The organism is Lachnospira pectinoschiza (assembly GCF_900103815.1).
GTDB classification, from domain to species: Bacteria; Bacillota; Clostridia; order Lachnospirales; family Lachnospiraceae; genus Lachnospira; species Lachnospira pectinoschiza_B.
The window spans coordinates 54,803-79,892 of record NZ_FNHZ01000003.1; the positions used below are offsets into that span (position 1 = coordinate 54,803).

18 protein-coding genes and 1 tRNA gene are annotated in these 25,090 nt (G+C 36.0%); 13 read left to right on the top strand and 6 right to left on the bottom strand.

Going from position 1 to position 25,090, the window contains the following annotated elements:
• Positions 1-89: 89 nt before the first annotated feature.
• Complete coding sequence (locus BLQ66_RS06090; RefSeq protein WP_074521408.1) at positions 90-3,680, bottom strand: glycoside hydrolase family 5 protein; 3,591 nt, start codon at positions 3,678-3,680, stop codon at positions 90-92.
• Positions 3,681-3,817: 137 nt separating this feature from the next.
• Positions 3,818-4,549 carry a response regulator transcription factor gene (locus BLQ66_RS06095; protein ID WP_074521409.1) on the bottom strand — a complete coding sequence of 244 codons (732 nt, stop codon included), beginning with the start codon at positions 4,547-4,549 and terminating at the stop codon, positions 3,818-3,820.
• A 710-nt stretch (positions 4,550-5,259) separates the two neighbouring features.
• Between BLQ66_RS06095 and BLQ66_RS12030 the strand changes: the two genes are divergently transcribed.
• A complete protein-coding gene (locus BLQ66_RS12030) occupies positions 5,260-5,874 on the top strand; it encodes a GGDEF domain-containing protein (RefSeq protein WP_207645137.1) in 615 nt (204 codons plus the stop codon).
• A 404-nt stretch (positions 5,875-6,278) separates the two neighbouring features.
• Positions 6,279-6,983 carry a GGDEF domain-containing protein gene (locus BLQ66_RS12035; RefSeq protein WP_180364703.1) on the top strand — a complete coding sequence of 235 codons (705 nt, stop codon included), beginning with the start codon at positions 6,279-6,281 and terminating at the stop codon, positions 6,981-6,983.
• A gap of 53 nt (positions 6,984-7,036) precedes the next feature.
• Here the strand turns inward: BLQ66_RS12035 and BLQ66_RS06110 are convergent, their stop codons facing one another.
• Positions 7,037-7,573, bottom strand: coding sequence for a histidine phosphatase family protein (locus BLQ66_RS06110; protein WP_074521412.1), 537 nt, complete (start codon positions 7,571-7,573; stop codon positions 7,037-7,039).
• 219 nt (positions 7,574-7,792) lie between these two features.
• Positions 7,793-8,941: a lactaldehyde reductase gene (gene fucO / locus BLQ66_RS06115; protein ID WP_074521413.1), complete on the bottom strand. Its 1,149-nt coding sequence runs from the start codon at positions 8,939-8,941 to the stop codon at positions 7,793-7,795.
• 317 nt (positions 8,942-9,258) lie between these two features.
• Here fucO and BLQ66_RS06120 point away from each other — a divergent pair, with 317 nt between their 5' ends.
• From BLQ66_RS06120 to BLQ66_RS06130, 3 genes are all read left to right on the top strand, one after another.
• Entirely contained in the window at positions 9,259-9,903 is a 645-nt protein-coding gene (locus tag BLQ66_RS06120) for an HAD family hydrolase (RefSeq protein WP_074521414.1), read from the top strand.
• Between the two features lie 202 nt (positions 9,904-10,105).
• Entirely contained in the window at positions 10,106-11,092 is a 987-nt protein-coding gene (locus tag BLQ66_RS06125; RefSeq protein ID WP_074521415.1) for a diaminopimelate dehydrogenase, read from the top strand.
• A 600-nt stretch (positions 11,093-11,692) separates the two neighbouring features.
• A tRNA-Gly gene (locus BLQ66_RS06130) sits at positions 11,693-11,764 on the top strand.
• A 1,115-nt stretch (positions 11,765-12,879) separates the two neighbouring features.
• Here the strand turns inward: BLQ66_RS06130 and BLQ66_RS06135 are convergent.
• Complete coding sequence (locus tag BLQ66_RS06135) at positions 12,880-14,028, bottom strand: aminotransferase class I/II-fold pyridoxal phosphate-dependent enzyme (protein WP_074521416.1); 1,149 nt, start codon at positions 14,026-14,028, stop codon at positions 12,880-12,882.
• A 141-nt stretch (positions 14,029-14,169) separates the two neighbouring features.
• Here BLQ66_RS06135 and BLQ66_RS06140 point away from each other — a divergent pair, with 141 nt between their 5' ends.
• The gene (locus tag BLQ66_RS06140) at positions 14,170-14,580 is read left to right on the top strand and encodes a barstar family protein (protein WP_074521417.1); all 411 of its coding nucleotides are present in this window, start codon (positions 14,170-14,172) and stop codon (positions 14,578-14,580) included.
• A 119-nt stretch (positions 14,581-14,699) separates the two neighbouring features.
• The gene (locus BLQ66_RS06145) at positions 14,700-15,191 is read left to right on the top strand and encodes a ribonuclease domain-containing protein (protein WP_074521418.1); all 492 of its coding nucleotides are present in this window, start codon (positions 14,700-14,702) and stop codon (positions 15,189-15,191) included.
• 158 nt (positions 15,192-15,349) lie between these two features.
• Here the strand turns inward: BLQ66_RS06145 and BLQ66_RS06150 are convergent, their stop codons facing one another.
• Positions 15,350-16,078, bottom strand: a complete 729-nt coding sequence (locus tag BLQ66_RS06150) for a phosphatase PAP2 family protein (protein WP_074521419.1) — start codon at positions 16,076-16,078, stop codon at positions 15,350-15,352.
• 188 nt (positions 16,079-16,266) lie between these two features.
• On the opposite strand from BLQ66_RS06150, the gene BLQ66_RS06155 reads away from it, so the two are divergent.
• From BLQ66_RS06155 to BLQ66_RS06180, 6 genes are all read left to right on the top strand, one after another.
• Positions 16,267-16,941 carry an ATP-binding cassette domain-containing protein gene (locus BLQ66_RS06155; RefSeq protein WP_027431617.1) on the top strand — a complete coding sequence of 225 codons (675 nt, stop codon included), beginning with the start codon at positions 16,267-16,269 and terminating at the stop codon, positions 16,939-16,941.
• Complete coding sequence (locus BLQ66_RS06160) at positions 16,928-17,743, top strand: hypothetical protein (protein WP_074521420.1); 816 nt, start codon at positions 16,928-16,930, stop codon at positions 17,741-17,743. The genes BLQ66_RS06155 and BLQ66_RS06160 overlap by 14 nt, the downstream gene beginning before the upstream one ends.
• 28 nt (positions 17,744-17,771) lie before the next feature.
• On the top strand, positions 17,772-19,247 hold the full coding sequence (locus BLQ66_RS06165) for a sialidase family protein (protein WP_074521421.1): 1,476 nt from the start codon (positions 17,772-17,774) through the stop codon (positions 19,245-19,247).
• Positions 19,248-19,555: 308 nt separating this feature from the next.
• On the top strand, positions 19,556-20,638 hold the full coding sequence (locus BLQ66_RS06170; RefSeq protein WP_027431614.1) for a carbamoyl phosphate synthase small subunit: 1,083 nt from the start codon (positions 19,556-19,558) through the stop codon (positions 20,636-20,638).
• Positions 20,631-23,846 (top strand): carbamoyl-phosphate synthase large subunit, encoded by a 3,216-nt coding sequence (gene carB, locus BLQ66_RS06175; protein WP_074521422.1) that lies wholly within the window; start codon positions 20,631-20,633, stop codon positions 23,844-23,846. Before BLQ66_RS06170 ends, carB begins: the two co-directional genes overlap by 8 nt.
• A gap of 158 nt (positions 23,847-24,004) precedes the next feature.
• Positions 24,005-25,018, top strand: coding sequence for a hypothetical protein (locus BLQ66_RS06180; RefSeq protein ID WP_074521423.1), 1,014 nt, complete (start codon positions 24,005-24,007; stop codon positions 25,016-25,018).
• The last annotated feature ends 72 nt before the right edge of the window (positions 25,019-25,090 follow it).

Sequence of the window (25,090 nt, forward strand, 5' to 3'; positions counted from 1 at the left end):
GAGACCTAACATCAAGATAAAATCCTGATATTAGGTCTCTTTTTTTCATTATAATATCGAAGCAAGCCAACGCACCGGTGGCCCGCCGTCTACTCCACCTTCACGTAGCTGCCGCTATCATCTAAATCCACAAAACCAAGTGTGAGAGAGAGTAGTCCTGAATTAAAGTAGCTTGCATACATTTGCTCCTTACAAGCCATGTAGCTATTGTTAATTCCCACACGGACATACTTTGCACCCTCAGGAATTGTGTAGGTTGCCATTAGATTTCCTGAAGAAGAGTTGTTTGTTTGAAGGACGTTCATGTTCTCATCGTAGAAGTGAACGTAGTGTACTCTTGCCTGATAGAACTCGCCAGTTACTGATAAAAGCACTGTTAAATATTCGGCGCCCTCTGGAATCTCAACGCCCTTTCCATCAATATCAGTAACAATAGTGCCCCAGTATTTATCTTCCTTTAGGGCGCCGGTTGACTGATTCAAGCTCATCCAAACAAAGCTATCCATTGAATTGTAAGTTGTTTTATTTGAAGTCTCATAAGCTGCTGCATTTACAATAGCTGATAAAACCTCTGTATTTGACTGACTGTAATCCACACGGTTTACAAGGCCGTAATTATTTAAGTTACCATCATCCCAGTATACACATTTTATGCCATAAGCCGCTGCACGAGCTACGTAATTACTTGCGGCCTCAGCTCTGTATTCGCTAGGGGAGTAGTTAGGCTTAGTACCAAATTCGCCAATAATCACTGGTGCGCCAATTTCTGCAGACCAGTTTGAAATTGGTTCAAATAAAGAATCAATATCCTGGTCAAAGGCAGTAGAGTAGTCGTGAACCTCCACGATTAACTTATCCGTAGCGCTATCTGTTGGTAATGAAAATGCATCTCTAAAGCTACTTTCGTAACCATCCAGTAGGGTAGGAACGATTAAAAGTCTTTCTGAATTATTTCCACCAGTTGCTCTAACTGTATCAACAAAAAGCTGATTTAACTGGTTCATCTGATCAGCTGCTGTATCACTATAATTCCAGCTAAGAGCCACATTATCAACCTCGTTGTAACTCTCAAAAATCAAATGCTCATCATAGTCTGCAAAGTAAGTTGCAATCTCTGTCCAAAGATCCTCGGCGTCTGATAAAACCTGATTAAAGCTGTCCTCTGAAGTACCAGCATAAATAATTGGTTGCTCGTGGTGAGTATTTAAAATTACATACATGTCATTTTTAATTGCGTAATCTACAACAGTTTGAACTCTTTCAAACCAGTCATCAACTACCTTAAGATTTCCATTTTCATCAGTATAAGTATTGTAATACCAAGTTACTGGAATTCTAATTGTGTTAAAGCCCTGAGCCTTAACATATTCAATTAAGTCCTCAGTTATTACGATATTTCCCCAAGTTGTCTCCTGATTTAAAACCCCAGTGCCAGTTCTGTCACCGTAGTGAGAATCAAGGGAATTACCTAGGTTCCAGCCCACATTCATAGTGTTCATAAATTCTGTAGCTGAAATAGCATTCATTGTTGTGTTGTGTTTATAGCTTGTAAATTCTGTTAAACTAACAGTTTGTTTGTCATTGAAAAATGTTCTGTAATCACTTTCACTATAAGAAGAAGTGTTTCTCTTAATATAAACTCCTATGTAAGCTGTTGTATCATCTGGTGTAAACATTTCCCCTGACTGGAATGTTGTTGTCTTTACATAAGTTCCATCCTCTGTATATTCCACAATTGTCATTCGTAAATAATGGTTATCTAAATTAACTCTATAAGTATCTGCTGCCTTTGAAAGATCAAGATAACAGCTAGTTGCAAGGCTATCGGCACTTACATTAAAACCAGTGCTTGAAAAACTTCCCATCTGGTAATTTGTAAAATCTGCAAAATCAAAATCGTCAATATCAACGCTTTCAAGACCCGTACAGTAATACTCTGTATTTAAATCAATTGTAAGTCCTGCATCAAGAAGTCCTAAAACATCCACGCCCCAAACGCTAGAAGATAGGTTAAAGGCTACATAGCAAGCATTTTGGGAAGGCTCATACTTACTACCATTAGTTAAATGATCCACATATCTAATAGTATTACCCTCAGAATCGTATTCCACTAGGGCAAGCTGCATGCGGGAATCGTTAACATTTAAATAATAAGTTTTGTCTGCCTGAATAGCATATTTATTTCTAGTACAGTAAACCCCTGAAGCCTGCTCATAATAGCCGCCCCAAGAATAGTAGTGACCGTATCTGTAATTTGAGGCATTACTTAAAGTGCCCTTGTGAACCTCACTTGTTAGGCTCTCAGCATCCTCTCTAATAGCTTCAAGGTCCTCAATCACTGTAAAATCAATTGCTGTATCAATATGACTAATTAACTCGCTAGTCTCAAGCTCTAAAACTTCCTCACAAGAGTATTCGTAAAGACTGTAAGTTACATATTTTGCAGATTCATCTGCTGTGAAAATGTCACAATTACCTAAGTCCACCGACTTTATGAAGTTCTTATTCTCATCATATTCATTAATAATCAGACGTAGGAAATTGTTTGGCATTGTTATTTTTATAGATTCCTGATTTACTAAATAATAACTATCAAGTCGAATATAATCATTAATATCTTTAACTTGTCCCTTTTCATCAAAAGATCCAGCCACCCATTCAAGACTAGAATCTAGACTAGTAAGTACATTTTCATTAACTACTAAATCCTCATCTGCTGGCTGCTCTGGAGTTTCAGGCTCAGTCTCAGGCTCAGTGCTTGGTTTTTCATCAGGAGTCTTTGTATTTTCCTCCTCACTAGCATTTTCTGTAGCTTGAAGACTTAAACTATAAGTTGAATTCTCAAGATAATATCTAAACTGTCCAATGGTTAAGCTATAATCGCTAGCATTGTAGGCTGAAATACTAAGATATTTTGTTTTTTCATTAAAACTTATGGTGGACTCGTTTGTGATTTCATCCCTTTGAATTACTTTTTCATTCTCATCTAATTCATTAATAATTAAGCGAAGAGAACTAATATTAGTTTTGTAAACGTAAGTCTTTGAAGGGTCCACAGTTACTAGATTTCTAAGACACATATAAGATGTGTAATTAAGAATCTTAGAACCGTCAGTACTTATAAGACCTCGCTTCCAAAGTCCCGGATTATTAAGATTTGTCTTACTAACATCACTAGAGTAGTCCGTGATTTTTTCCTGGCTTATTGTAAAACCATCTGCAAAAAGATCAGAAAATCTAGTGTACGTCATTGAATAATTCGATGGATTGTAAATAGAAACTGTCACATACTTTGTTGTGTCCTTAATTATCACTTCCGAACCATCATAGATAGTATCATCATAACTAACTATGTTAAAATCCGCATCAAACTGAGACACAACTATGTAGTATTCAGAGCTTGAACAAGAAATTTTATAAACTTCTCCAGGAGTAACCCTCATATACTCCTTTGTTGATAGAAAAGAATTCCATGCATCATAATGACCATTGCTTTGATAAATACCCTTTTTCCAATTGTAAAAATCGGACAAATTAACATCTTCAAAAAATGTTTCCTCAGTAGTTTCATCTGCTGCCATAGTAAGAGTACTGTTATATGTAAAATTAGTCGTAATAACAGTTGTGGCTACTAAGGCGCAGGCTAGTGCTTTCTTAAAAAAGTTTTTAAGTCTAATCATGTAGAAAAACCTCCTAAGTCAAAAAAATAAAGTCTCGTGTTTCTGGTTTATTACTATCGATTGTTGGCTTAATTAATCTGTAATTCATATCTAGTCAATTAAGAAAATAGCATCGATACAGGCGATTTAATTGATATTTACTTTGCGTGGAATTCGTATCCTTTAAAACGCACGCTTGTTATCATATCACAAATATTTAAATATGCGTCTAGTTTTTTACGCAATCTTGATATTTGTACCATGATTGTTTGTCTATCAGTATCAGAATATGTCCCAAATAACTTATTAGATATCTCCTCAAATGTAGTCACCTCTCCATTGTGACTAAGCAATATAACTAAAATCTCATATTCTCTGTTAGATAAACCTATCTCGTCCCCATCACAATAAACCTTATGCGCAAGATAGTTAACTGATAAATGTCCGAATTGTTCAATGGCGCTACTTTTTTCACCTCTACTTTCTTGAATTATTTCTTCCCCTATTAAAGATTTATTATACTGTCTAAATCTTCTCACATTCGCCTGAATTCTGGCATTTATCTCATTTAAACTATAAGGTTTTAAAATGAAGTCGTCTCCACCAACTTCTAAACCTTTTATCTTGTCCTCCTCAGAATCCTTGCCTGTTAAAAACAATATAGGCACATTGGTTAATTTACGCATTTTACTACAAGCTTCAAAGCCATCCATATCTGGCATCATAACATCTAATAAAATGCAATCTACTCTATTCATTTTTAATATATCAAGCGCATCCTTACTTGAATACGCAGTGTAAACTCTATAATTCTTTTTTTCAAAAAACTTTTTATTCAAATCTATAACTTCTGAATCATCATCCACAAGAAGTACTGTAATATTATCCATAGTTTCCTCCTAAGGTCAGTAATCCCATAATAAAACAGTTATTAAAATAATGCAAATGCTTTTTTTAGTTTTTCTTGATAAAGGGCATTATTTATCATATAATAAATTTATATAGTATGTGAATAATTCGATACATTTTCAAAATCTTACCAAATAATACGAGGTATCTTATGAGTATATTGATTGCTAAAATTGAGGAAACAATTATAGCCTATGTAATCATGCTTATATTAGGCTTTCATATAATTTTAACAACGAAAAAATCACGTTTACAAGGTAAGGTATTGTCCTATATTGGCATTGTACATTTGTACTACATTTCTTATATATTAACTTTACTTAGCTTTACTGTGTTTAAACACAACTTCAAACCATATTTTTATTTATCTGAAATTTTAAAATTCATCTCGATTATTGGAATTAGTATATTTACCTTTACCACTATTATTTATCTCTTACACTCAAAATTATTTGATAAGAGATTTGTTGAATACATTGCAGCAATAACACTAACTATATCTATCACTTTATATGTCAGCACACCATTTAGTGGACTAATTTTTAAAATTGATGAAAATATGCAATATATTCGTGGTCCTCTTTATTTATTTCCATATTTGATATCTTTAGTATACTATGTTTTCATTCTAATGGTAATAGTAAATTGTATAAAAACTGCACATGATAAAAATGAAAAGAAATTTGCCTTTATGTTTATTGCTTTTATTATGGTTCCTTTAGTAGGTCAATCCTTATCAAGAGCTATAAATGTGCCAATTCTAGAAATTAGTTTGGCTATTACATTTTTAATATTCTATTTGGACTTTTCAAAAAGAAATGTGTCTACAGACTCTCTAACTGGCCTTAATAACAGACGTTTTCTTATAACTGATCTCTACAGCTTAATGAGGCGCAAAGATAGAGATAAGCTGGTTTTACTTATGATTGATGCCAATGATTTTAAAAAGATTAATGATAATTTCGGACATCAAGAAGGGGATAAAAGTCTAATAAGAATTGGACAAGCCCTAGAGCAGTGTACATATTTTCTTAAGCATTGCACTGTTGCAAGATACGGGGGCGATGAGTTTATCATTGCCTTTATAGAAAGGCAGAATAACGACGGGCGCCTAATTGCCTACACCATTACAAAGACCCTTGAAAAGATTAATCAAGAGGAAAATGCAAAATCCGACGTTACGATTTCAATTGGAATTGAAAACTACAAAGAGGAATATTTAACTCCAGAGGAGTTTATAAAAGCGGCAGATAATGCCCTTTACGAAATAAAGAAGGAGAAGTATACATGGAAGAATTTCACTTAGCTTCAATTGAACAAGCTATTATATCCATTATAATCTTAATAATTATAGCCATTGACTTAAGTCGAACCTTTAGGCGTTCTATGCTTAGATTTAGACTTTTGGCTTTTATTGTAATAAACATCTTTTATTTAACTTTTAATTTTATAATTGATGATATAAATATTTACGATAGCGGCTCGAAGTATCTTATTTGCAGCATTTGGATAATTTACTATTCTCTTGAGATTAGTCTTCGTGCCTCACTGTTTTTATGCATGGAGTATTTAATGCGCTCAAAAATCTCCATTTCCACAAATATAGAATACGTATGCTTAATTTTCCATTTCATTACTTTGTTTTTAATCATTTCCACTCCTTTTACGCATTTAATTTTCTACGTAGGCAAGGATTTAAAAATAGTTTATATGCCATTGTATTTTTTAGTTGACTTTACATCATACTTTTACCTGATTATAAGCGTGCTAAGGGGCATTTACTGCGCAATTATTACACCAAATAAAAAGGAGAAAAGAATTTACATACTGATGCTCATTTTCCTTGCAATTCCTTATGTTACCTTATTTAGTGAACTCGATCTCTGGGATGCTACAACCGCCATTTCAATCCTTATCTTTTACTTGATTATTCAGCATGAAAATATATCTAAAGACCCGCTTACAAACCTAAACGACAGAACATATCTTAATCAGGATATTGAGAAAATGTTAGCCTCAAACTTAAGGAAACGTACAGCCCTTTTAATGATTGACGGGGACCACTTTAAACAAATTAATGATAATTATGGACATCTTGAAGGGGATAAAAGTTTAATAAGACTAGCAAAAGCCATTACTGAGGGCACTAAAAATCTCCGCTTTGTATCTACTGCTAGATATGGCGGAGATGAATTTGTTGTGTGTTTTGTTGAAAGTTATGATAGGGAAGCTGAGGTAGTTGCCTCACGAATCTCCTCAAAGCTTAAAGAACTTAACATCATGTCTAATAGCGGCTATGAATTTAACGTTTCTATTGGCATTGCAAAATATGACGACACCATAAAGAATGCCAAGGACTTTATAAAAGCTGCCGACGCCAAGCTCTACGATATCAAAAATAGTAGAGAAAACTAATTTAGTGAATTAAAGCAACCTTAACTCACTAAATTAGTTTTCGTTAGAGCTCATTAGATTTCGTAGCGTCTAAGTTCGCAGTTTTTCATCTTGCATGCTGCAAACTCTTCATTTGTCATATCGTGAAAATAGCTCTCCACCATACGAATTATGCCATTATGAGCCACTAAAAGATAAACCTTTTGGGGCTCATTTTTTATATCTTCTAAAAGAGAGTAGATTCTGTGAGCACATTTTAACATAGACTCTCCACCCTCAAAGGAGTTAACAAAGTTTTCCTTGGCCTTTGCAAATTCAAGACCATCCCTTGGAGTTCCCTCATACTTGCCAAAATTTTGCTCCATAAGTCTTTCTTCTTTTCTTGCTGGAATTCCAGTAATTTCGGAAATGTGTAGGGCAGTGTCCCTAGCTCTAATTAAAGGTGAGTAGATGATTTCATCAATCTTTATATTTTCCTTCTTAATCATTTCCCCAAGTTCAATTGCCTGCTTGTGACCAAGCTCAGTCAAATCCACGTCTGTACTGCCACAAATTTTATTGGCCACATTCCAAACGGTCTGACCGTGTCTAGTATAGTAAAAAACTGCCATAACGCCTCCTAATTTTCCATCCTTGATTTGCTTCTTTTAACGTTCTTGAAATTCCAACTTTATTGAAATTCTAAAATCAAAAGAGCCAGAGATATATTTCTTATCTCTGACTCATTTTAACATATATTTATCTGATTAACTAATGAATTGCGGGGGCTGCATTAGTTAGTCTTTATAAATGCTTATTATCTTTTGTCGGATTTTTTGACAAAGATTTCCCTATAGAAGGGCTCTATAAAGGCCTTCGATTTCTTCTACTGTTGGCTGCTTTGGATTTCCTGGGAAGCAAGCATCAGCGTGTGCTGACTCTGCAAGGAAATGTACATCTTCATCCTTAACGATATCCTTTAAATCCTTAGGAATTCCAACATCTGCAGAAAGCTTAGCAACAGCATCAACGGCTGCCTTTCTGTACTCGTCCTGAGACATATTTTCAGTGCCTTCTACACCCATTGCCTTAGCAATATCTCTAAACTTCTCGCCTGTAGCATCAGCGTTGTAAGCCATGATAGAAGGGAGAAGAATTGCATTTGCCACACCATGAGGTGTATCGTAAACAGCACCTAGTGGGTGAGCCATTGAGTGAACCAAGCCTAGACCTACATTAGAGAAGCCCATACCTGCTACATACTGGCCAAGTGCCATGCCTTCTCTGCCTTCTGGCTTATTCTCAACAGCAGCTCTTAAGTGCTTAGAAATAAGCTCGATTGCCTTTAAATGGAACATGTCTGATAATTCCCAAGCTCCATTAGTAATATATCCTTCAATTGCATGTGTTAAAGCATCCATGCCTGTTGCAGCTGTTAAGCCCTTTGGCATTGATGACATCATGTCTGGATCAACAACAGCCACGATTGGAATATCCTTAGGATCAACACATACCATCTTACGATTCTTTTCAACATCAGTAATTACGTAGTTAATTGTAACCTCAGCTGCAGTACCAGCAGTAGTAGGAACTGCGATAATTGGAACTGATGGCTTCTTTGTATCAGCTACACCTTCAAGGCTTCTAACGTCTGCAAAATCTGGATTGTTAATAATAATTCCGATTGCCTTTGCAGTATCCATTGATGAACCGCCACCAATTGCGATGATATAGTCAGTTCCTGCCTTTTTAAAGCTCTCTACACCTGTCTGTACATTTTCAATAGTTGGATTAGGCTTGATATTTGAATAAAGTTCATAAGCTAAACCAGCGCCATCAAGCACATCTAATACCTTCTTAGTTACCCCAAATTTTACTAAGTCTGGATCAGAGCAGACAAATGCCTTCTTAAATCCTCTTTCCTTAACTTCAGTTGCAATTTCCTTAACTGCGCCTGCCCCATGATAAGAACGTTCATTAAGTACAAATCTGTTTGCCATATAAAAACCTCCACTTATATTATTTATTTGACAATGCCACTAAATCATGTCGTTTTTGTACAAAAATATTAGTTGTCACACGTCAAATCCTTCTAGTTAATATTTTAACACTTTTCGAATATAGTACAAGTATTTTAAGGCAAGTTTTAAAAATTATTTTTATATATCTTTTTATGTTTATATATCTTTTATGTTTATATATTAACTTTATCTTAAGCTTTAGAGAGTTTCTTTACAGTTAGTTTTAAAGAACTTATAATTAGCAAAAGTGAAGTCTAACTAAATTTAATTTGGTTAGAAATAAGAAAGGAAAAGTTATGAGATATAAATTAGCTGTCTTTGATTTAGACGGAACCCTTCTTGATAGCTTAAAGGATCTTTGGGCTTCAGTAAATGTAATACTTAAGGCTCACAACCATCCTGAAAGAAGTCTTGAAGAAATCCGACAATTTGTTGGAAACGGTTCTGTAAAACTTATAGAAAGAGCAGTGCCAGCAGGTACAAGTAAAGAAGAAGAAAAGATCATCCACGATGAATATAAGGAATACTATGACAAGCATTGTAACGACTTAACTAAGGCTTACGATGGTATCTTAGATGTCCTAAAAGTTCTTAAAAATAATGGAGTAAAACTTGCCATTCTTTCAAATAAGCCAAACTTCACAGTGGAAAAGCTTAATGACATTTACTTTGAAGGTCTTTTTGAAATTGCAAGAGGCTCCCTTCCTGAGGTGGCTGTAAAGCCAGCACCAGACTCACTTTTAAGAATTCTAGAGGAACTACAGATTTCTAAGGAGGATACTGTTTACATCGGCGACTCAGATGTTGATGTAAATACAGCTAAAAACGCAGGGGTTGATGAAATCGCCGTTACCTGGGGCTTTAGAGATAAGGACTTTTTAGAGGCAAACGGAGCCACAACATTTGCAAATAAATGCGAGGAACTTCTAGATTTAATCTAGTTATATTAATCTGCATGTTTACAGGTATTTTTAAAAGTCCTAATTTTATGCGATACATTTTTCAAAAAAAATTTTGCACAATCTATTATAAGGTTATATAATATTTTATGTGTCTTAATCCGGTGGAGATTTTAAATACATTTTCATCCAAATATGAAGATTATTTATGAAAAATCTCGACCAAGTTTATGGAGGTAAAAGAATGAGTATTAGAATTGGTATTCTAGGTTATGGTAACCTCGCTCGTGGAGTTGAGAGTGCCATTAGACAAAACGATGATCTTGAACTTGTTGCTGTATTTACAAGAAGAGATCCAAAGACTGTAACTATAAAGACTGAAGGCGTTCCAGTTGATTCAGTTGATAATGTAGAAAGCTATGTTGGTAAGATTGATGTCTTAGTATTAGCTGGTGGTTCTGCAACTGATTTACCAGAGCAGACTCCTAAGTACGCTAAGTTATTCAACGTAATCGACAGTTTCGATACACATGCAAGAATTCCTGAGCATTTTGCAAATGTTGATGCTTCAGCTAAGGAATCTAAGCACGTTGGAATCATCTCTATGGGATGGGATCCAGGTATGTTCTCACTTCTTCGTATGATTTCAACTTCTGTTTTACCAGAGGGTGAAAACTACACATTCTGGGGTCGTGGTGTTAGCCAGGGTCACTCAGATGCTATTAGAAGAATTGATGGTGTTGTTGATGCTAGACAGTACACAGTTCCTATTGAAGCTGCTGTTGAAAGAGTTCGTTCAGGTGAAAACCCAGAACTTACAACAAGAGAAAAGCATTTAAGAGAGTGCTATGTTGTAGCTAAAGAAGGCGCTGACCTTGCTCGTATCGAGAAGGAAATCAAGGAAATGCCTAACTACTTTGCAGATTACGATACAACTGTAAACTTCATCTCTGAAGAAGAATTAAAGAAGAACCATTCAGGTCTTCCACACGGTGGTTTCGTACTTAGAAGTGGTGTTACAGGCCTTAACAAGGAACACAAGCACATCATCGAATACAAGCTTACACTTGATTCAAACCCAGAATTTACAGGTTCTGTAATTGCAGCTTATGCAAGAGCAGCTTACAAGCTTGCTAATGAAGGTTCATTTGGTTGTAAGACAGTATTTGATATTGCTCCTTCATACATCAGCCCACTTTCAGGTGAGGAATTAAGAAAGCACTTATTATAATTTCATTTTGGTGAAATTGTAGTGGAATGGAGGCTCCCAACGAAAGCTGGGAGCTTTTTTAGTGGTGGTTTGTCGTATTTCCGGGAATTTTGTTGTGTTTCCAGGAATTTTGTCGCCAGAATTCTAAATTTACTTTGATTTGTGGTCAAAACTTGCTAATTACTGTTTTACAGGCACAAGAATTGTTCTCTTTATTTAATTACCCTATAATTCCTTGTGACTTTTATTTAGCGATTCGCTTCCTATAAGCACAAAGCAACTTGCTTAGTCCCTTCAGGCTTATGTAGAGTAGTGACTTTTTTCTCACTTTTATTAATTTGCAGCCACATTATGTCCATTTTTTACAAAAACATTTAAGAAAGATCTGTGGCTATAAAAGCTAGATAAGTAGATTATAGTCACACAGCTAATAAAGAATAATAAAAGCAAGTAAGAATGAAGACAAGATTAGAGTAATTTATAAAATGTCGTTTTTTATCAATAATTTACATACTGTCTTTTTTCGTATTTTACGCAATTTTTTTCAAAAATACTGTTGACAAAAAATGTCTGACCATGTATTATTAAACACGTGTTGCGGCACACAACAAATTAAGACATGCGCGAGTGGCTCAGTGGTGGAGCACCTCCTTGCCAAGGAGGGGGTCGCGGGTTCGATCCCCGTCTCGCGCTCTACTGATAAGAAGAAGCACTTTGCTTCTTCTTTTTTTGTTTTCAGGAAGGGGAATCGGACCTCGCGACCCCAGGGTCGCAGCTTCGATCTCTCGTCTTCGACTCGGTCGTTTCTTCTGCCTTTCAGGCAGAGGTGTCCACCGGACACCCGAAACGTCTCGCGCTCTACTGATAAGAAGAAGCATTTTGCTTCTTCTTTTTTTATGTAGTGGTGGGGATTGAACTCCGCGACCTCAGATATCTTTCTTTGAGATCTTTTGATTAGAATCCAGCTTATCCCGCTTTTTTTGGCTATATCACATCCATATAATAAAAACAGGCACAAGAAATCTTAATTATCTTTAATAATCAGAGAATTTCCTGTGCCCTTTTTCCAATATTATTCAATTATAGCCAATTACAGCTTTTCCCGATACTAAAGCTAGAAGAATTCTTGTGCTTATTCCTACTAGATTCCTTAATCATAGCCACTCTGTGTCGTATTTTTACAAAAAGCTTATAAGAGACCCTGTGCCTAATTTATACAATTCTAAAGAATAAAGTCAAATTCACCACTCCCGTCCAGTTACAATTAAGCAAGTCTGTGCTTTTCCTAGCTTATAATCCTTCCTATAGGCACAAAAGCCCAGGCAATTCATCACTTGCTTACTTAAGTTCCGGCAGCTCGTCACTCCCGTCCAGTTACAATTAAGCAAGTCTGTGCTTTTCCTAGTTTATAATCCTTCTTATAGGCACAGAAACCTCGGTAATTCGGCACTTGCTTCCTTAAGCTCCGGCAGCTCAGCACTCCCGTCCAGTTACAATTAAGCAAGTCTGTGCTTTTCCTAGCTTATAATCCATCTTATAGGCACAGAAACCCCGGTAATTCGGCACTTGCTTCCTTAAGCTCCGGCAGCTCGTCACTCCCGTCCAGTTCCAATTAAGCAAGTCTGTGCTTTTCCTAGCTTATAATCCTTCCTATAGGCACAGAAACCCCGGTAATTCAGCACTTGCTTTCTTAATCACCGGTAAGTCAGCACCTCCCGGTCTCTCAGCACTTGCTTCCTTAATCACCGGCAGTTTACCACTTCCGACAGATCACATCTACCCAGACATCACAAGACATCCGCAACTTCCTACAATTCCCCAAAGATTTCCTCAATCTTCCAAGCTGGAATTACCAACGCAAATCTTACATATCCTTCTCCGAGACTTCCAAAGCTTGTGCCTGGGGTGCAGAGGATGCCATATTTTTCTAGGGTGTTGATAACAAAGTCGGTTGAGTTTACATTTTCATCAAGAATCTTAGCCCAGACAAACATAGAGCCCTTCGAACCCATAGGCTTAAGGCCTAACTTGTGAAGGTTTGCCTCTAGGACATCTCTACGCTTCTCGTATCTGGCGCAGTTTTCCTTAACATAAGACTGGTCGCCGTCAAGGGCAGCAATAGCAGCTTTTTGATAGATGTAGCTAGTGCCGTAATCGTACTGGCTTCGGATAGATTTAAAGCTCTTAACGATATCCTCGTTTCCAATGAGGAAGGAGAGTCGAAGGCCAGTTAGATTGTAGCTTTTTGAAAGTGAGTTAAACTCGACGCCCACATCCATGGCACCATCAGTTGCAAGAAAAGAGCCGCCCACATTTCCATCATAGATGATTTCAGAATAGGCATTATCATGGATTATGACGATGTTGTATTTTTTAGCAAAGGCCACCAAATCCTCATAGAATTTAGGATTTGCAATGGCACCAACAGGATTAAGTGGGTAAGAAACCACCATGACCTTGGCTCTTTTAGCAAGTTCCTCATCAAAGTTTTCAAAGTCGATTAAATAACCGTTTTCAGGGTAGAGGTTATAGTAAGCCACCTCGGCGCCACAAAGAAAAGGGCCTATTTCAAAAATTGGATAACCAGGATTTGGCACAAGGACCAAGTCACCAGGATTTACAAGGCCAAGGCAAACGTGCGCCATACCTTCCTGTGTACCAAAGACCGATGAAATCTGATTGTGATTAAGGTCGACATTGTATCTTTTTTTGTACCATCTGATTACGCTATCTAAAAGCTCCTTGCTATCACCTAGGGAATATTTATAATTTTCAGAATCAAGAGCCGCCTTTGAAACTAGCTCCATGACCTCAGTTGATGGCTTAAAATCTGGTGTTCCCACACTAAAATTGTAAACCGATAGATTATTATTAATTCTTTCTTGTCGTTTTTCTTCTAAAACGTTAAAAATGTTAGGGCCGAATTTCTCGCCCCTTTTTGAAAAGTCAATATACATAACTTCCTCCTAATTTACAAATACTACATGCTTATATTACTCCTTAAGATTTAATTTAACTAGTATTTTTCATAAATTTATTTTATAATATACATGCGTGCATAAAACGTAACTTTGTAGCAAAAAAGGGAGGTATCATTAATGCAGAAATATTCGCACACATTAACAATTGACGGTAACAATTTTAATGACTTAGAAGGCTTTTACAACGAAATTGCAAGAGTTTTCACTGACGGTAGCTTTCCAATCGGGCACAATTTAGACGCCCTAAACGACCTGCTAATTGGCGGGAATGGTGTCTATAAGGTTGGGGAACCTGTGCTCATTCGTTGGGAGAACGCTAACAAAAGCAAGATTGATCTTGGTTACAACGCAACCGCTAATTATTATGATTCGAGAATGAAGAAGTGTCACCCAAGCAATAGGGCCATTTTCCAGAAGAATCTAGACGATGCCAAAAGTTACACTGGGGACACGTTATTTGATATTATTTGTAAAATGCTAGACCAGAATAAGGACCTTATTCACAACTGTAATCTTGTACTTTTATAAGAAGCACCTTTAAAGTCACTCTTTTAAAGAAACGCTGTATGAATTTTAGGATTTTTATGAAAATATATTACAGCCTTTAGGTTTAGCCCAGAATTTAAAAAGTGAGAGATATGTAAGAAATGAAAAAGATAAGAGAAAAATTTAAATCACTAGTTTTACTTGCGCTTACAGCCTTGCTTGTATTAATTCCTCTTGGATGCGATACATCTAGCCTAATATCTAGTGCAAATAAAGCTAACAGCCAAACACAAGCTAGTATAAGTGTTAGCGAAGATGGAATCTATGATAGCAAAGATGAGGTTGCCCTCTACATTCATATCTATAACAAGCTTCCAAGCAACTACATCACAAAGGATGAAGCTAAGAAACTAGGATGGAGTGGTGGCTCTGTAGAAAAATATAAAGAAAATTGCTGTATCGGCGGTTCTACATTTTCCAATAACGAAGGTCTACTTCCTTCAAAATCTGGCAGAACCTACAAGGAATGTGACATTGACACCTTAGGTAAGAGCAATCGTGGTGCCAAAAGAATTGTTTATTCAAACGATGGCCTAATTTATTACACCGAAGACCATTATGAAAGCTTCACGCTTTTATACGGCGAGGAGTAAAGTAAAGCTCTTTGTGGCACAACCAGTCACAGACAAAGCGGTCGCAACACATTTTCACAATTAAAGAAAAAACAAAAAAGCTTACGCCAGAAACTAAAGGCGTAAGCTTTTATATTGCTTTTATATTGCTTTCTTATTGCTATTTAATTACTTATTAACTAGTAATTCGATTTGTCGTTTACAAGATATTCTTTAACTTTCTTCTTAAGTTGAAACTTTAATTCTAACTTTTCCATAACCTTTGAGTAATCTACATAGTAGATAAGCTTTGTTAGAACTACGAAAAGAAGTGCTGCGCCAAGTACATCATAGAGGCAATGCTGCTTTAAGAATACTGTTGATAAGCAGATTAGCACGCATAATGTAAGGCTTAAGAGCTTAACAATAATATACTTCTTTTCTTTAAAAAGTTCTGATCTTAATATTGCAAATGTAACAACTAATGAATTTAAGACATGAATGCTTGGGAATACGTTAGTTGAAGTATCTGAAGCATAAAGTCTTGCCACCATCTTTCCAAAAATTGTGTCAGACACATGGTCTGGTCTAAGTGTCAATCCGTTAGGATAAATCATGCAGATTGTAAGTGCAACAGACATTCCAATTATAAGGGAAAGTGCTAAGCCTCTATATTCTGCATCATTTGCCTTAAAATAAAAAACAACAACTGTTATAACAATATATAGAGCCCACAAGGTGTAGGGCACTATAAACCATTCAATAAAAGGAATGGCATCATCAAAAGCTGTATTTAAAATATGCATTCCTGAATGCGTAAGTGTTATCTTCTTTTCTAAGGTAAAAAACCAAGGAAAATATATAAATACGTATAATCCGTAAAGTATTCTCCAATTAGTCTTTAGTAAGTTACCAATTTTACTCTTCATGGAATTTCATCTCCTTAAAATTGTATATTCCATATTATCTACCCAAATCCTGTTTGCATTATAACAAAGGGAGTTTTTTTATGCAATAAACAAATAGAAATATAACTATACAAAACCGCATAATATTTGCATTTTGTGAGCTTCTATACTATAATATTTTAGGATTTGTGACAAGATTGGAGAGGGTTATGTTACAATTAAATCATATAAAGAAGTCATTAGGCGGTAAGGAGATTCTTACCGATGTAAATTTTATTTTTAATAAAGGTCAAATTTATTCAATTTTAGGAAGCCTAGGTTCTGGTAGAACTACACTATTTGAGTGTATTTGCGAAGATATTCCAGTAGACTATGGCGAAATTATTACAAGAGCTAAGAGCACTATATTTTATGCCACAAAGCAGAGCGTTTTACCTATGTATATAACAGGTTATGAATACATAGAATTCCTTTGTTCACTTAATCCTGGCTCTTTAAAGCCTAATTATTATTTGGATAAGGTAGCGATTCCAGATGATATTTGGGGCAATTTAATATGTTATTACAGTTTTGAGCATAAGAAGTTATTACAGCTTGCTGCTTTCTTAATTCAGAAGCCTTACGTTATTTTATTTGATGAGCCTTTTGATTATTGCAGTGACGAATATATCAATCATTTCTTATCTGTACTTGAAGAGATGAAGGATAACCATGTAATTATTATTTCTACAGGCTTACTTAAGATTTCAGAAAAGATATCAAAGGATACAGTAATTCTTAATAATGGAGAGCTTAACTTAGTTTCTAAGGATACTATGGCAATCCCTGAGATTAGACATGCTGTGCTTGATATTTTAGGGGAGGCAGAGAATGAAATTATTTAGAAGACTTTTTGCCGACAAGATTTTGCGTTTTTATGAAGGAATTAATAATGGAATTCGTATTATTTTAAAGTTTCCTTTCCTAAACTGGCGTATTGATGAGGCTACATTTACTAACATGCCAAAGACTCGTAATGCCATTGGTATTGTAATGCAGCTATTCACAGTAATCGGTGAATTTTTAAGAAGATTTATCTACTTCTTATTACTTATATATGTACCTTTTAGATTGATATCTATTGTACGACCACTTGTAGCTACAGATCAGGAATTAGCTATGATTTTCATGTTTACAATGCTTTCCATTATCTGTGGTAGCTTGGCTAATACAACGCTTTTAGCCATGGGCGATAGGGACTATTTAATGATTCGAGTAATGCTTATTAGTCCATATCTTAATTTCTTAGGAAAATTAATTTATAAGATGATAACTGACTTTATTTTCTATTTCATCTTATTACTTATATTTAAAGTTTCAGTTTATAACAGTTTGATGTTATGTTTACTTGTTATTTTCACAAGACCAATTGGTGAAATGCTTGCAATTCTTGCCTTTGATAGAGTTCGTTCTATTTATGAGAACAGAAACCTATTTAATGGTACAGTTATGGCGATTTGCGTTATTTTAACTTATGGTCTACCACTAATTAATAGAAAGATTTCTATTAACTGGTTATACGTGACACATCCAGCAATCATCGTACTTTTCTTTATTATGGGCGCTGGTTCAATGTATTTCCTTTGGTGGTATAAGTACTACAGAGTTATTATCCGTGAGGCTATTCATCTAAAGCATGAAGAATAATTTTATTTGATTTTAGAGAGGTGATCTTATGGCGGCAAACAAGGATTTAGTAAAGAATATAATATGGCGAGTCCTTGTTGTGATGCTAGTCATAGGAGTTGCCTCTATTTTTATTTTTGAAATGTATAAAACTCACGTTCAAAAGAACATGGAATTCACTTCTAGATACACCTTTAGCATCGACATTGATAAGAATGGAAATGTTGTCAATTCTGAAGATGAAGAGGAGTCAGAGACTAGTTCTGATAATGAGAATACCTACAATTTTGCATCTATGTCTACAACAACTGTAGCAGATACTTGGATTGATAGTTTCCTTGATCAGTTTACTGGCATTTTTGTTCCAAGAAGTAAGAAGCTTTCTAATGTGAAGATTAATGATACAACAATCCTAGATGAGTCAACTAGAACCTGCCTTATTTCTTTTAATGCAAATGTTGTCTCGCAAAGCTCAGAGTATTTCTCCACTTGGGATGGCGTAACCCTTAATGGTAAGCTAACCTGCGAGTGGGTTGTTACATTTTCATTAGTCGACCATTACGATAATACAGCAACAGTTTACGTCTCAGCCATTCAGACACCGGAAGATTACGGAATTTCTCAATACGACGAAAGCATTCAGAATTCCGCTTCCACAACAACTGTTACAAGTAACACTTCAACAGACGAGCTCTCTAGCTATAACATTAGCAATAGTATCCTCTATGTTAGTTACAACGGCAGTTCTAGCTATATCGTAGTTCCTGTGGATATTGAGAATTTAATTTATGATTCTTCAAGCTCTACAAGTTCTAGCACAAGCTCAAGTTCAAGTGATAAGGTGGTGCTTTCCACTAGTTACATGATAAGTCAGAGTATGACTGCCTTTGTCTATGGTGGTAAATCTGTCAATGAAAACTACGTGCCTCTATCTGTGATTTACTCTAATGATAAGGGTACTAACTGGACAACTTACGAGCTTAGTTCCACCCTTAATAGCGTAGATTTTGCCTACGTTAATTTTGTAGATACGACTAACGGATTTATTGTTGTAGGTTATGACAGTAATTACGATACTGGCGTTCAAAGCTCTATTATCTATAGAACTACGGATGGTGGCGAGACTTGGACAGAGATGGGTAATACCCCTCTACAACACCCTATTAAGGGCGTTTTAACAACGGATAATAACACTATCTTTATTTGTTATTATTACAATGAAAATTATGTCTCTAACCTTTACGTATCACATGACGGTGGCACTACATTTTCTAATATCATCCTTGAAGACCAGGAACTTGATAGCTCAGCTGCAAGTTCAGGCTCCACAACTCTTACTTGGTCCGATGTTTACAAGGATGCACTAGTTCCAATACTAGAGGATGACTCAACCATTGTTGTCTATTTAAGTCAGGGGGATGATGCCACTTATAATGATGGCAAAACCGCTGCTAAATATACTTCAAGTGATAATGGTGTAACTTGGAATTACGTAGGTCAGTTAGAAATTAATGTAACTGAATAAGACGACTAAATATATAAACTAATAGGTCATTTTTACTATAAATAATTAAATGCGTAGCACTTTACTGTAATAAAGTAACATGCTACGCATTTTTTTATAGACATGAAAATTTCCCCTTGAAAATTCCAATTAGTTATGATAATATCTATGAAAGTTTGATAAGAAAAAAGGCATTTTTGTGTCTTTTTTTTTGCGCAGATTTAAGATTTTAAGTAAATCTTTTTATGTGACTTGTCAGACAGATAGCTATAAATATCTGCTTTTTTATAGCTATATTAATATAGAGTGAAAGGAAATTGGTGACATTGATGAAAGCTTTTTTAATTCTTGAAGATGGAACGGTATTTACAGGAACCAGCATTGGTTCGACAAAGGAAGTTATTAGCGAAATTGTTTTTAATACTTCCATGACAGGATATCTCGAGGTACTAACTGATCCGTCTTATGCGGGACAGGCTGTTACTATGACTTATCCGTTAATCGGTAATTATGGAGTATGTTATGAAGATATGGAGTCGTTAAAAGCTTGGCCAGATGGCTTCATTGTTAGAGAATTATCTCGAATGCCAAGCAATTTCAGAGAAGAAGATCCTATTCAGAAATTCCTTCTGGATAATGATATCCCCGGTATTTGTGGTATTGATACAAGAGCCCTCACAAAGATTTTAAGAGAAGAGGGTACAATGAATGGAATGATTACTACTAATGAGAATTATAATCTTGATGAAATTATCCCAAGATTAAAGGAATACACAGTTAAAGGTGTTGTTAAAAAAGTAACATGTAAAGAGAAATATGTTTTAGAGGGTAAAGGTCCTAAGGTTGCCTTACTTGACTTCGGTGCTAAGAAAAACATTGCTCGTTCTCTTAATAAAAGAGGTTGCGAGGTCACTGTTTATCCAGCATTCACTAAAGCTGAGGAGATTCTGGCAACAAATCCAGACGGTATTATGTTATCTAACGGTCCTGGAGATCCAAAAGAGTGCACAGAAATAATTGAAGAAATTAAGAAGCTTTATGCTAGCAATGTTCCTATCTTTGCAATTTGTTTAGGACACCAGCTTATGGCACTTGCTACAGGAGCTGATACATATAGACTTAAGTATGGTCATAGAGGTGCTAACCATCCAGTTAAGGATTTAGCTACAGGTAAGGTTTATATCTCTTCACAGAACCACGGCTATGCTGTAGATGAATCTACACTTAACGAAAGCGTCGCTAAGTCAGCATTTATTAATGTAAATGATAAGACAAACGAAGGTTTAGCTTACGTAGGAAAGAACATTTTCACAGTTCAGTTCCACCCAGAAGCTTGCGCTGGTCCACAGGATACAGCATACCTATTTGATAGATTTATGGACATGATGAAGGAGGAAAACGCAAATGCCTAAGAATCCTAATATTAAGAAAGTTTTAGTTATTGGTTCAGGACCTATTATCATTGGACAGGCTGCAGAGTTTGATTACGCTGGTACTCAGGCTTGCCGTTCACTTAAAGAAGAAGGAATTGAAGTAGTATTAGTAAACTCTAATCCTGCTACAATCATGACAGATAAAGATATTGCTGATGAGGTTTATATTGAGCCTCTTACAGTTGAAGCCCTAAAGCAGATTATCTTAAAGGAAAAGCCAGATAGTATCTTACCTACACTTGGTGGTCAGGCTGGTCTTAACCTTGCTATGGAAATCGCTGAAACAGGCTTCCTTGAAGAACAGGGTGTAAACCTTATTGGTACAACAGCTCTTACAATTAAGAAGGCTGAAGACCGTTTAATGTTCAAGGAAACAATGGAAAAGATTGGTGAGCCATGTGCAGCTTCCCTCGTAGTTAATAACGTAGAAGATGGTGAAACATTTGCAGCTAAGATTGGCTACCCAGTAGTTCTTCGTCCTGCTTACACACTTGGTGGTTCAGGTGGTGGTATTGCCCACAACGTAGCAGAACTTAGAGAAATTCTTGAAAATGGTTTAAGACTTTCACGAGTTGGTGAAGTTTTAGTAGAAAGATGTATCGCTGGTTGGAAGGAAATCGAATACGAAGTAATGCGTGATAGCAACGGTACTTGCATTACAATTTGTAACATGGAGAACATCGATCCAGTTGGTGTACATACAGGTGATAGTATCGTAGTTGCTCCTTCTCAGACACTTTCTGATAAGGAATATCAGATGCTTAGAACATCAGCTCTTAACATTATCGACGAACTTGGAATTACAGGTGGATGTAACGTACAGTATGCCTTAAATCCAGATAGTTTTGAATACTGTGTAATCGAAGTTAACCCTAGAGTTTCAAGATCTTCAGCTCTTGCTTCAAAGGCAACTGGTTACCCAATTGCTAAGGTTGCAGCTAAGATTGCTCTTGGATATAACCTTGATGAAATCAAGAATGCAGTTACAGGAAAGACTTATGCTTCCTTTGAACCAGCTCTTGATTACTGTGTAGTAAAGATTCCTAGACTTCCATTTGATAAGTTCATCTCAGCTAAGAGAACTCTTACAACTCAGATGAAGGCAACTGGTGAAGTTATGAGTATTTGCGATAACTTCGAGGGTGGTCTTATGAAGGCAATCAGATCTCTCGAACAGCACGTAGACAGCCTTATGTCTTACGACTTTACAGGTCTTACTGATGAAGAATTACTTGAAGACCTTGCAATTGTAGATGATAGAAGAATCTGGAAGATTGCAGAAGGTTTAAGAAGACACATTAAGCCTGCTAAGATGCATGAAATCACAAAGATTGACCTTTGGTTTATCGATAAGTTACAGATTATTGTAGATATGGAAAATGCTTTAAAGAGAGGTCCTTTAACAAAGGAATTACTTGCTGAAGCTAAGAGAATTGAATTCCCAGATAATGTTATCGGTGAATTAACTGGTAAGACTGAGAAGGAAATTAAGGCACTTCGTAATGAATATAACATTCATGCATCCTTTAAGATGGTTGATACATGTGCCGCTGAGTTTGATTCAGAAACACCTTACTACTATTCAGTATACGGTAGCCAGAATGAAGCTAGCGAAACACATGATAAGAAGAAGGTATTAGTACTTGGTTCAGGTCCTATTAGAATTGGTCAGGGTATCGAGTTCGACTTCTGTTCAGTACACTGTACATGGGCATTCAAGAAGGAAGGCTATGAAACAATCATTATCAACAACAACCCAGAGACAGTTTCAACTGACTTTGATATTGCTGATAAGCTTTACTTCGAACCACTTACTGCAGAAGATGTAGAATCAATTGTAGAACATGAAAGACCAGACGGAGCTGTAGTACAGTTCGGTGGTCAGACAGCTATCAAGTTAACAGAAAGCCTTATGGAAATGGGTGTACCTATCCTTGGTACTAAGGCTGAAGACGTTGATGCAGCTGAAGATAGAGAATTATTTGATGAGATTCTTGAACAGACTCAGATTCCAAGAGCTAAGGGACATACAGTATTTACTGTAGAAGAAGCTCTTAAGGCAGCTAATGAACTTGGCTACCCAGTACTTGTAAGACCTTCTTACGTACTTGGTGGACAGGGTATGCAGATTGCTGTAAGTGATGAAGATGTTGTAGAATTCATGGAAATCATTAACAGAATTAAGCAGGATCATCCAATCCTTGTAGATAAGTACTTAATGGGTAAGGAAATCGAAGTCGATGCAGTTTGCGATGGCGAAGACATTTTAATCCCAGGTATTATGGAGCATATTGAAAGAGCTGGTATCCACTCAGGTGACTCAATCTCAGTTTACCCAGCTAAGTCAATTAGTCCTAAGATTGTAGATATGATTGAAGATTACACAGGAAGACTTGCAAGAGCTCTTCATGTAAAGGGTATGATTAACATCCAGTTCATCGTATACAACGATCAGGTTTATGTAATTGAGGTTAACCCTCGTTCAAGCCGTACAGTTCCATACATCAGTAAGGTAACTGGTATTCCAATCGTTAAGCTTGCAACTCGTGTAATTAACGGTGCAAAGATTCGTGACTTAGGCTACGAACCAGGCTTACAGAAGGCTGCTGACTACTACGCAATTAAGATGCCTGTATTCTCATTCGAGAAGATCAGAGGCGCTGATATTAGCTTAGGACCAGAAATGAAGTCAACAGGTGAGTGTCTTGGTATCTCTAAGGACTTCGACGAAGCTCTTTACAAGGCATTTACAGGCGCTGGCATTAGACTTCCAAAGCATAAGCAGATCATTATGACACTTGCAGATGCTGATAAGGAAGATGGTGTAGATATTGCTAAGAGATTCGAGGCTCTTGGATATAAGATTTACGCTTCAAGAGGTACAGCTAAGGTATTTAAGGAACATGGAATTAACGTTTACCAGGTTAACAAGATTGGCCAGGAAGCTCCAACACTCCTTGATCTTATCTTAGGTCACAGAATCGACCTTGTAATTGATACTCCTGAAAATGGTATCGAAAGAGCCCACGATGGTTTCTTAATCAGAAGATACGCCATCGAAACAGGTGTAAACTGCTTAACAAGCTTAGATACTGCACACGCACTTATCTCAAGTTTAGAGCATGCATTTAATAATAAAGACCTTTCAATCATCGATATTGCAACAATCGATAACAGAGGCAACTAATAAATCAGGGCCCCAAAGCAATTAAGCTTTGGGGCTTTTTTTAGCCTTCTGTTAAAGATAATAGTATTTTAATAAATAGTTTATTCTTTTACGTGGACTGACATTTTCTCTAATGATATAATTATATTAAATTTTAAATATTAGGAGATTTTATCTATATGAAGAAAAATATATTAGTTCTCTTATCTATGGGATTATTACTATTTTTACAAGGCTGTAATTTTGCTAACCCAATGAACTACTTTAAATCAGCAGATTCTAGTAGATTAGAAGAGACAAGTGAAGAAGCAAGTACAGAAGAGGAGACTAGTAAAAGCTCAAACTCTAGTGTAATTAACACTAACGAAACAAGTGCTACAAGCGAAGGTGAAACTACAGAAAGCACTGAAGCAGAGGTTAATACTGAAAGTTCTCTTTTAGTTTATTCTATTGGAAATGCAGTAAATACAGAGTCTAACTCACTTACATTAGAAGATAAAAACTACTCTGTAAACTATGCAAACTACGATATTTCAAACGCCAATGCACTTGAAACAGCAGATTTAATTAAGATTGAGACTGCAATTAATGAAAATTTAGCCTCTAATAACTACGTAATAGTAGTTACTAGCACACAAACTTGCGAGGAGTTGTCATATTTTCTTAATCTAACTCTTAGTTCAGATAATAAGATAGCTGTCATTAGCACAGAAATCCTTGATAATAAGTATGCCCTTGTAGATAGCGATATTACAAACTATCTAGGTCAGCTAACTACAAGCGAGCTTTCAGGCAACATCTTAACTGCTAAGATTGGTGATTCTTTAGAAAATGTATCTACTAATCCAGTTTCAAATGAGAACAAAATTGATATCACAGACCTTAAGGATTTATCTTATGTTTCCATTGTCTATGACTATTTAGGCAACGACGGTTCAATCCTTGAAAAGGCTATATCAAATTCAGACGGTATAATTTTAGTTACAACTAATAAATCAGGCGAAGTCTCAGAGACTGCAAGCGAGATTATAAATTCTAACTATTCAGGAGTTCCTGTAATAATTGTTTCTGCAAATGAGAACACCGACCTAAGCAATTATCACACTCCAACACAGTCAAGAATTCTTTTATCTCTTGCACTTGCAAAGGGCGCAAACATGGATGAAATAAAGGATTACTTTACAACATATTAATGTAAATACTTTCAATAATGCGTATTTTATGTTATTCTAATACAGTAGGTTTAGGGGAAAAGGGCTAGTATT

Bases quoted from the DNA above. Each gene is read 5' to 3' on its own strand.
- BLQ66_RS06090 (WP_074521408.1), bottom strand. From the start codon at position 3,680: ATGATTAGACTTAAAAACTTTTTTAAGAAAGCACTAGCCTGCGCCTTA.
- BLQ66_RS06095 (WP_074521409.1), bottom strand. From the start codon at position 4,549: ATGGATAATATTACAGTACTTCTTGTGGATGATGATTCAGAAGTTATA.
- BLQ66_RS12030 (WP_207645137.1), top strand. From the start codon at position 5,260: ATGTTTATTGCTTTTATTATGGTTCCTTTAGTAGGTCAATCCTTATCA.
- BLQ66_RS12035 (WP_180364703.1), top strand. From the start codon at position 6,279: ATGCCATTGTATTTTTTAGTTGACTTTACATCATACTTTTACCTGATT.
- BLQ66_RS06110 (WP_074521412.1), bottom strand. From the start codon at position 7,573: ATGGCAGTTTTTTACTATACTAGACACGGTCAGACCGTTTGGAATGTG.
- fucO (WP_074521413.1), bottom strand. From the start codon at position 8,941: ATGGCAAACAGATTTGTACTTAATGAACGTTCTTATCATGGGGCAGGC.
- BLQ66_RS06120 (WP_074521414.1), top strand. From the start codon at position 9,259: ATGAGATATAAATTAGCTGTCTTTGATTTAGACGGAACCCTTCTTGAT.
- BLQ66_RS06125 (WP_074521415.1), top strand. From the start codon at position 10,106: ATGAGTATTAGAATTGGTATTCTAGGTTATGGTAACCTCGCTCGTGGA.
- BLQ66_RS06135 (WP_074521416.1), bottom strand. From the start codon at position 14,028: ATGTATATTGACTTTTCAAAAAGGGGCGAGAAATTCGGCCCTAACATT.
- BLQ66_RS06140 (WP_074521417.1), top strand. From the start codon at position 14,170: ATGCAGAAATATTCGCACACATTAACAATTGACGGTAACAATTTTAAT.
- BLQ66_RS06145 (WP_074521418.1), top strand. From the start codon at position 14,700: ATGAAAAAGATAAGAGAAAAATTTAAATCACTAGTTTTACTTGCGCTT.
- BLQ66_RS06150 (WP_074521419.1), bottom strand. From the start codon at position 16,078: ATGAAGAGTAAAATTGGTAACTTACTAAAGACTAATTGGAGAATACTT.
- BLQ66_RS06155 (WP_027431617.1), top strand. From the start codon at position 16,267: ATGTTACAATTAAATCATATAAAGAAGTCATTAGGCGGTAAGGAGATT.
- BLQ66_RS06160 (WP_074521420.1), top strand. From the start codon at position 16,928: ATGAAATTATTTAGAAGACTTTTTGCCGACAAGATTTTGCGTTTTTAT.
- BLQ66_RS06165 (WP_074521421.1), top strand. From the start codon at position 17,772: ATGGCGGCAAACAAGGATTTAGTAAAGAATATAATATGGCGAGTCCTT.
- BLQ66_RS06170 (WP_027431614.1), top strand. From the start codon at position 19,556: ATGAAAGCTTTTTTAATTCTTGAAGATGGAACGGTATTTACAGGAACC.
- carB (WP_074521422.1), top strand. From the start codon at position 20,631: ATGCCTAAGAATCCTAATATTAAGAAAGTTTTAGTTATTGGTTCAGGA.
- BLQ66_RS06180 (WP_074521423.1), top strand. From the start codon at position 24,005: ATGAAGAAAAATATATTAGTTCTCTTATCTATGGGATTATTACTATTT.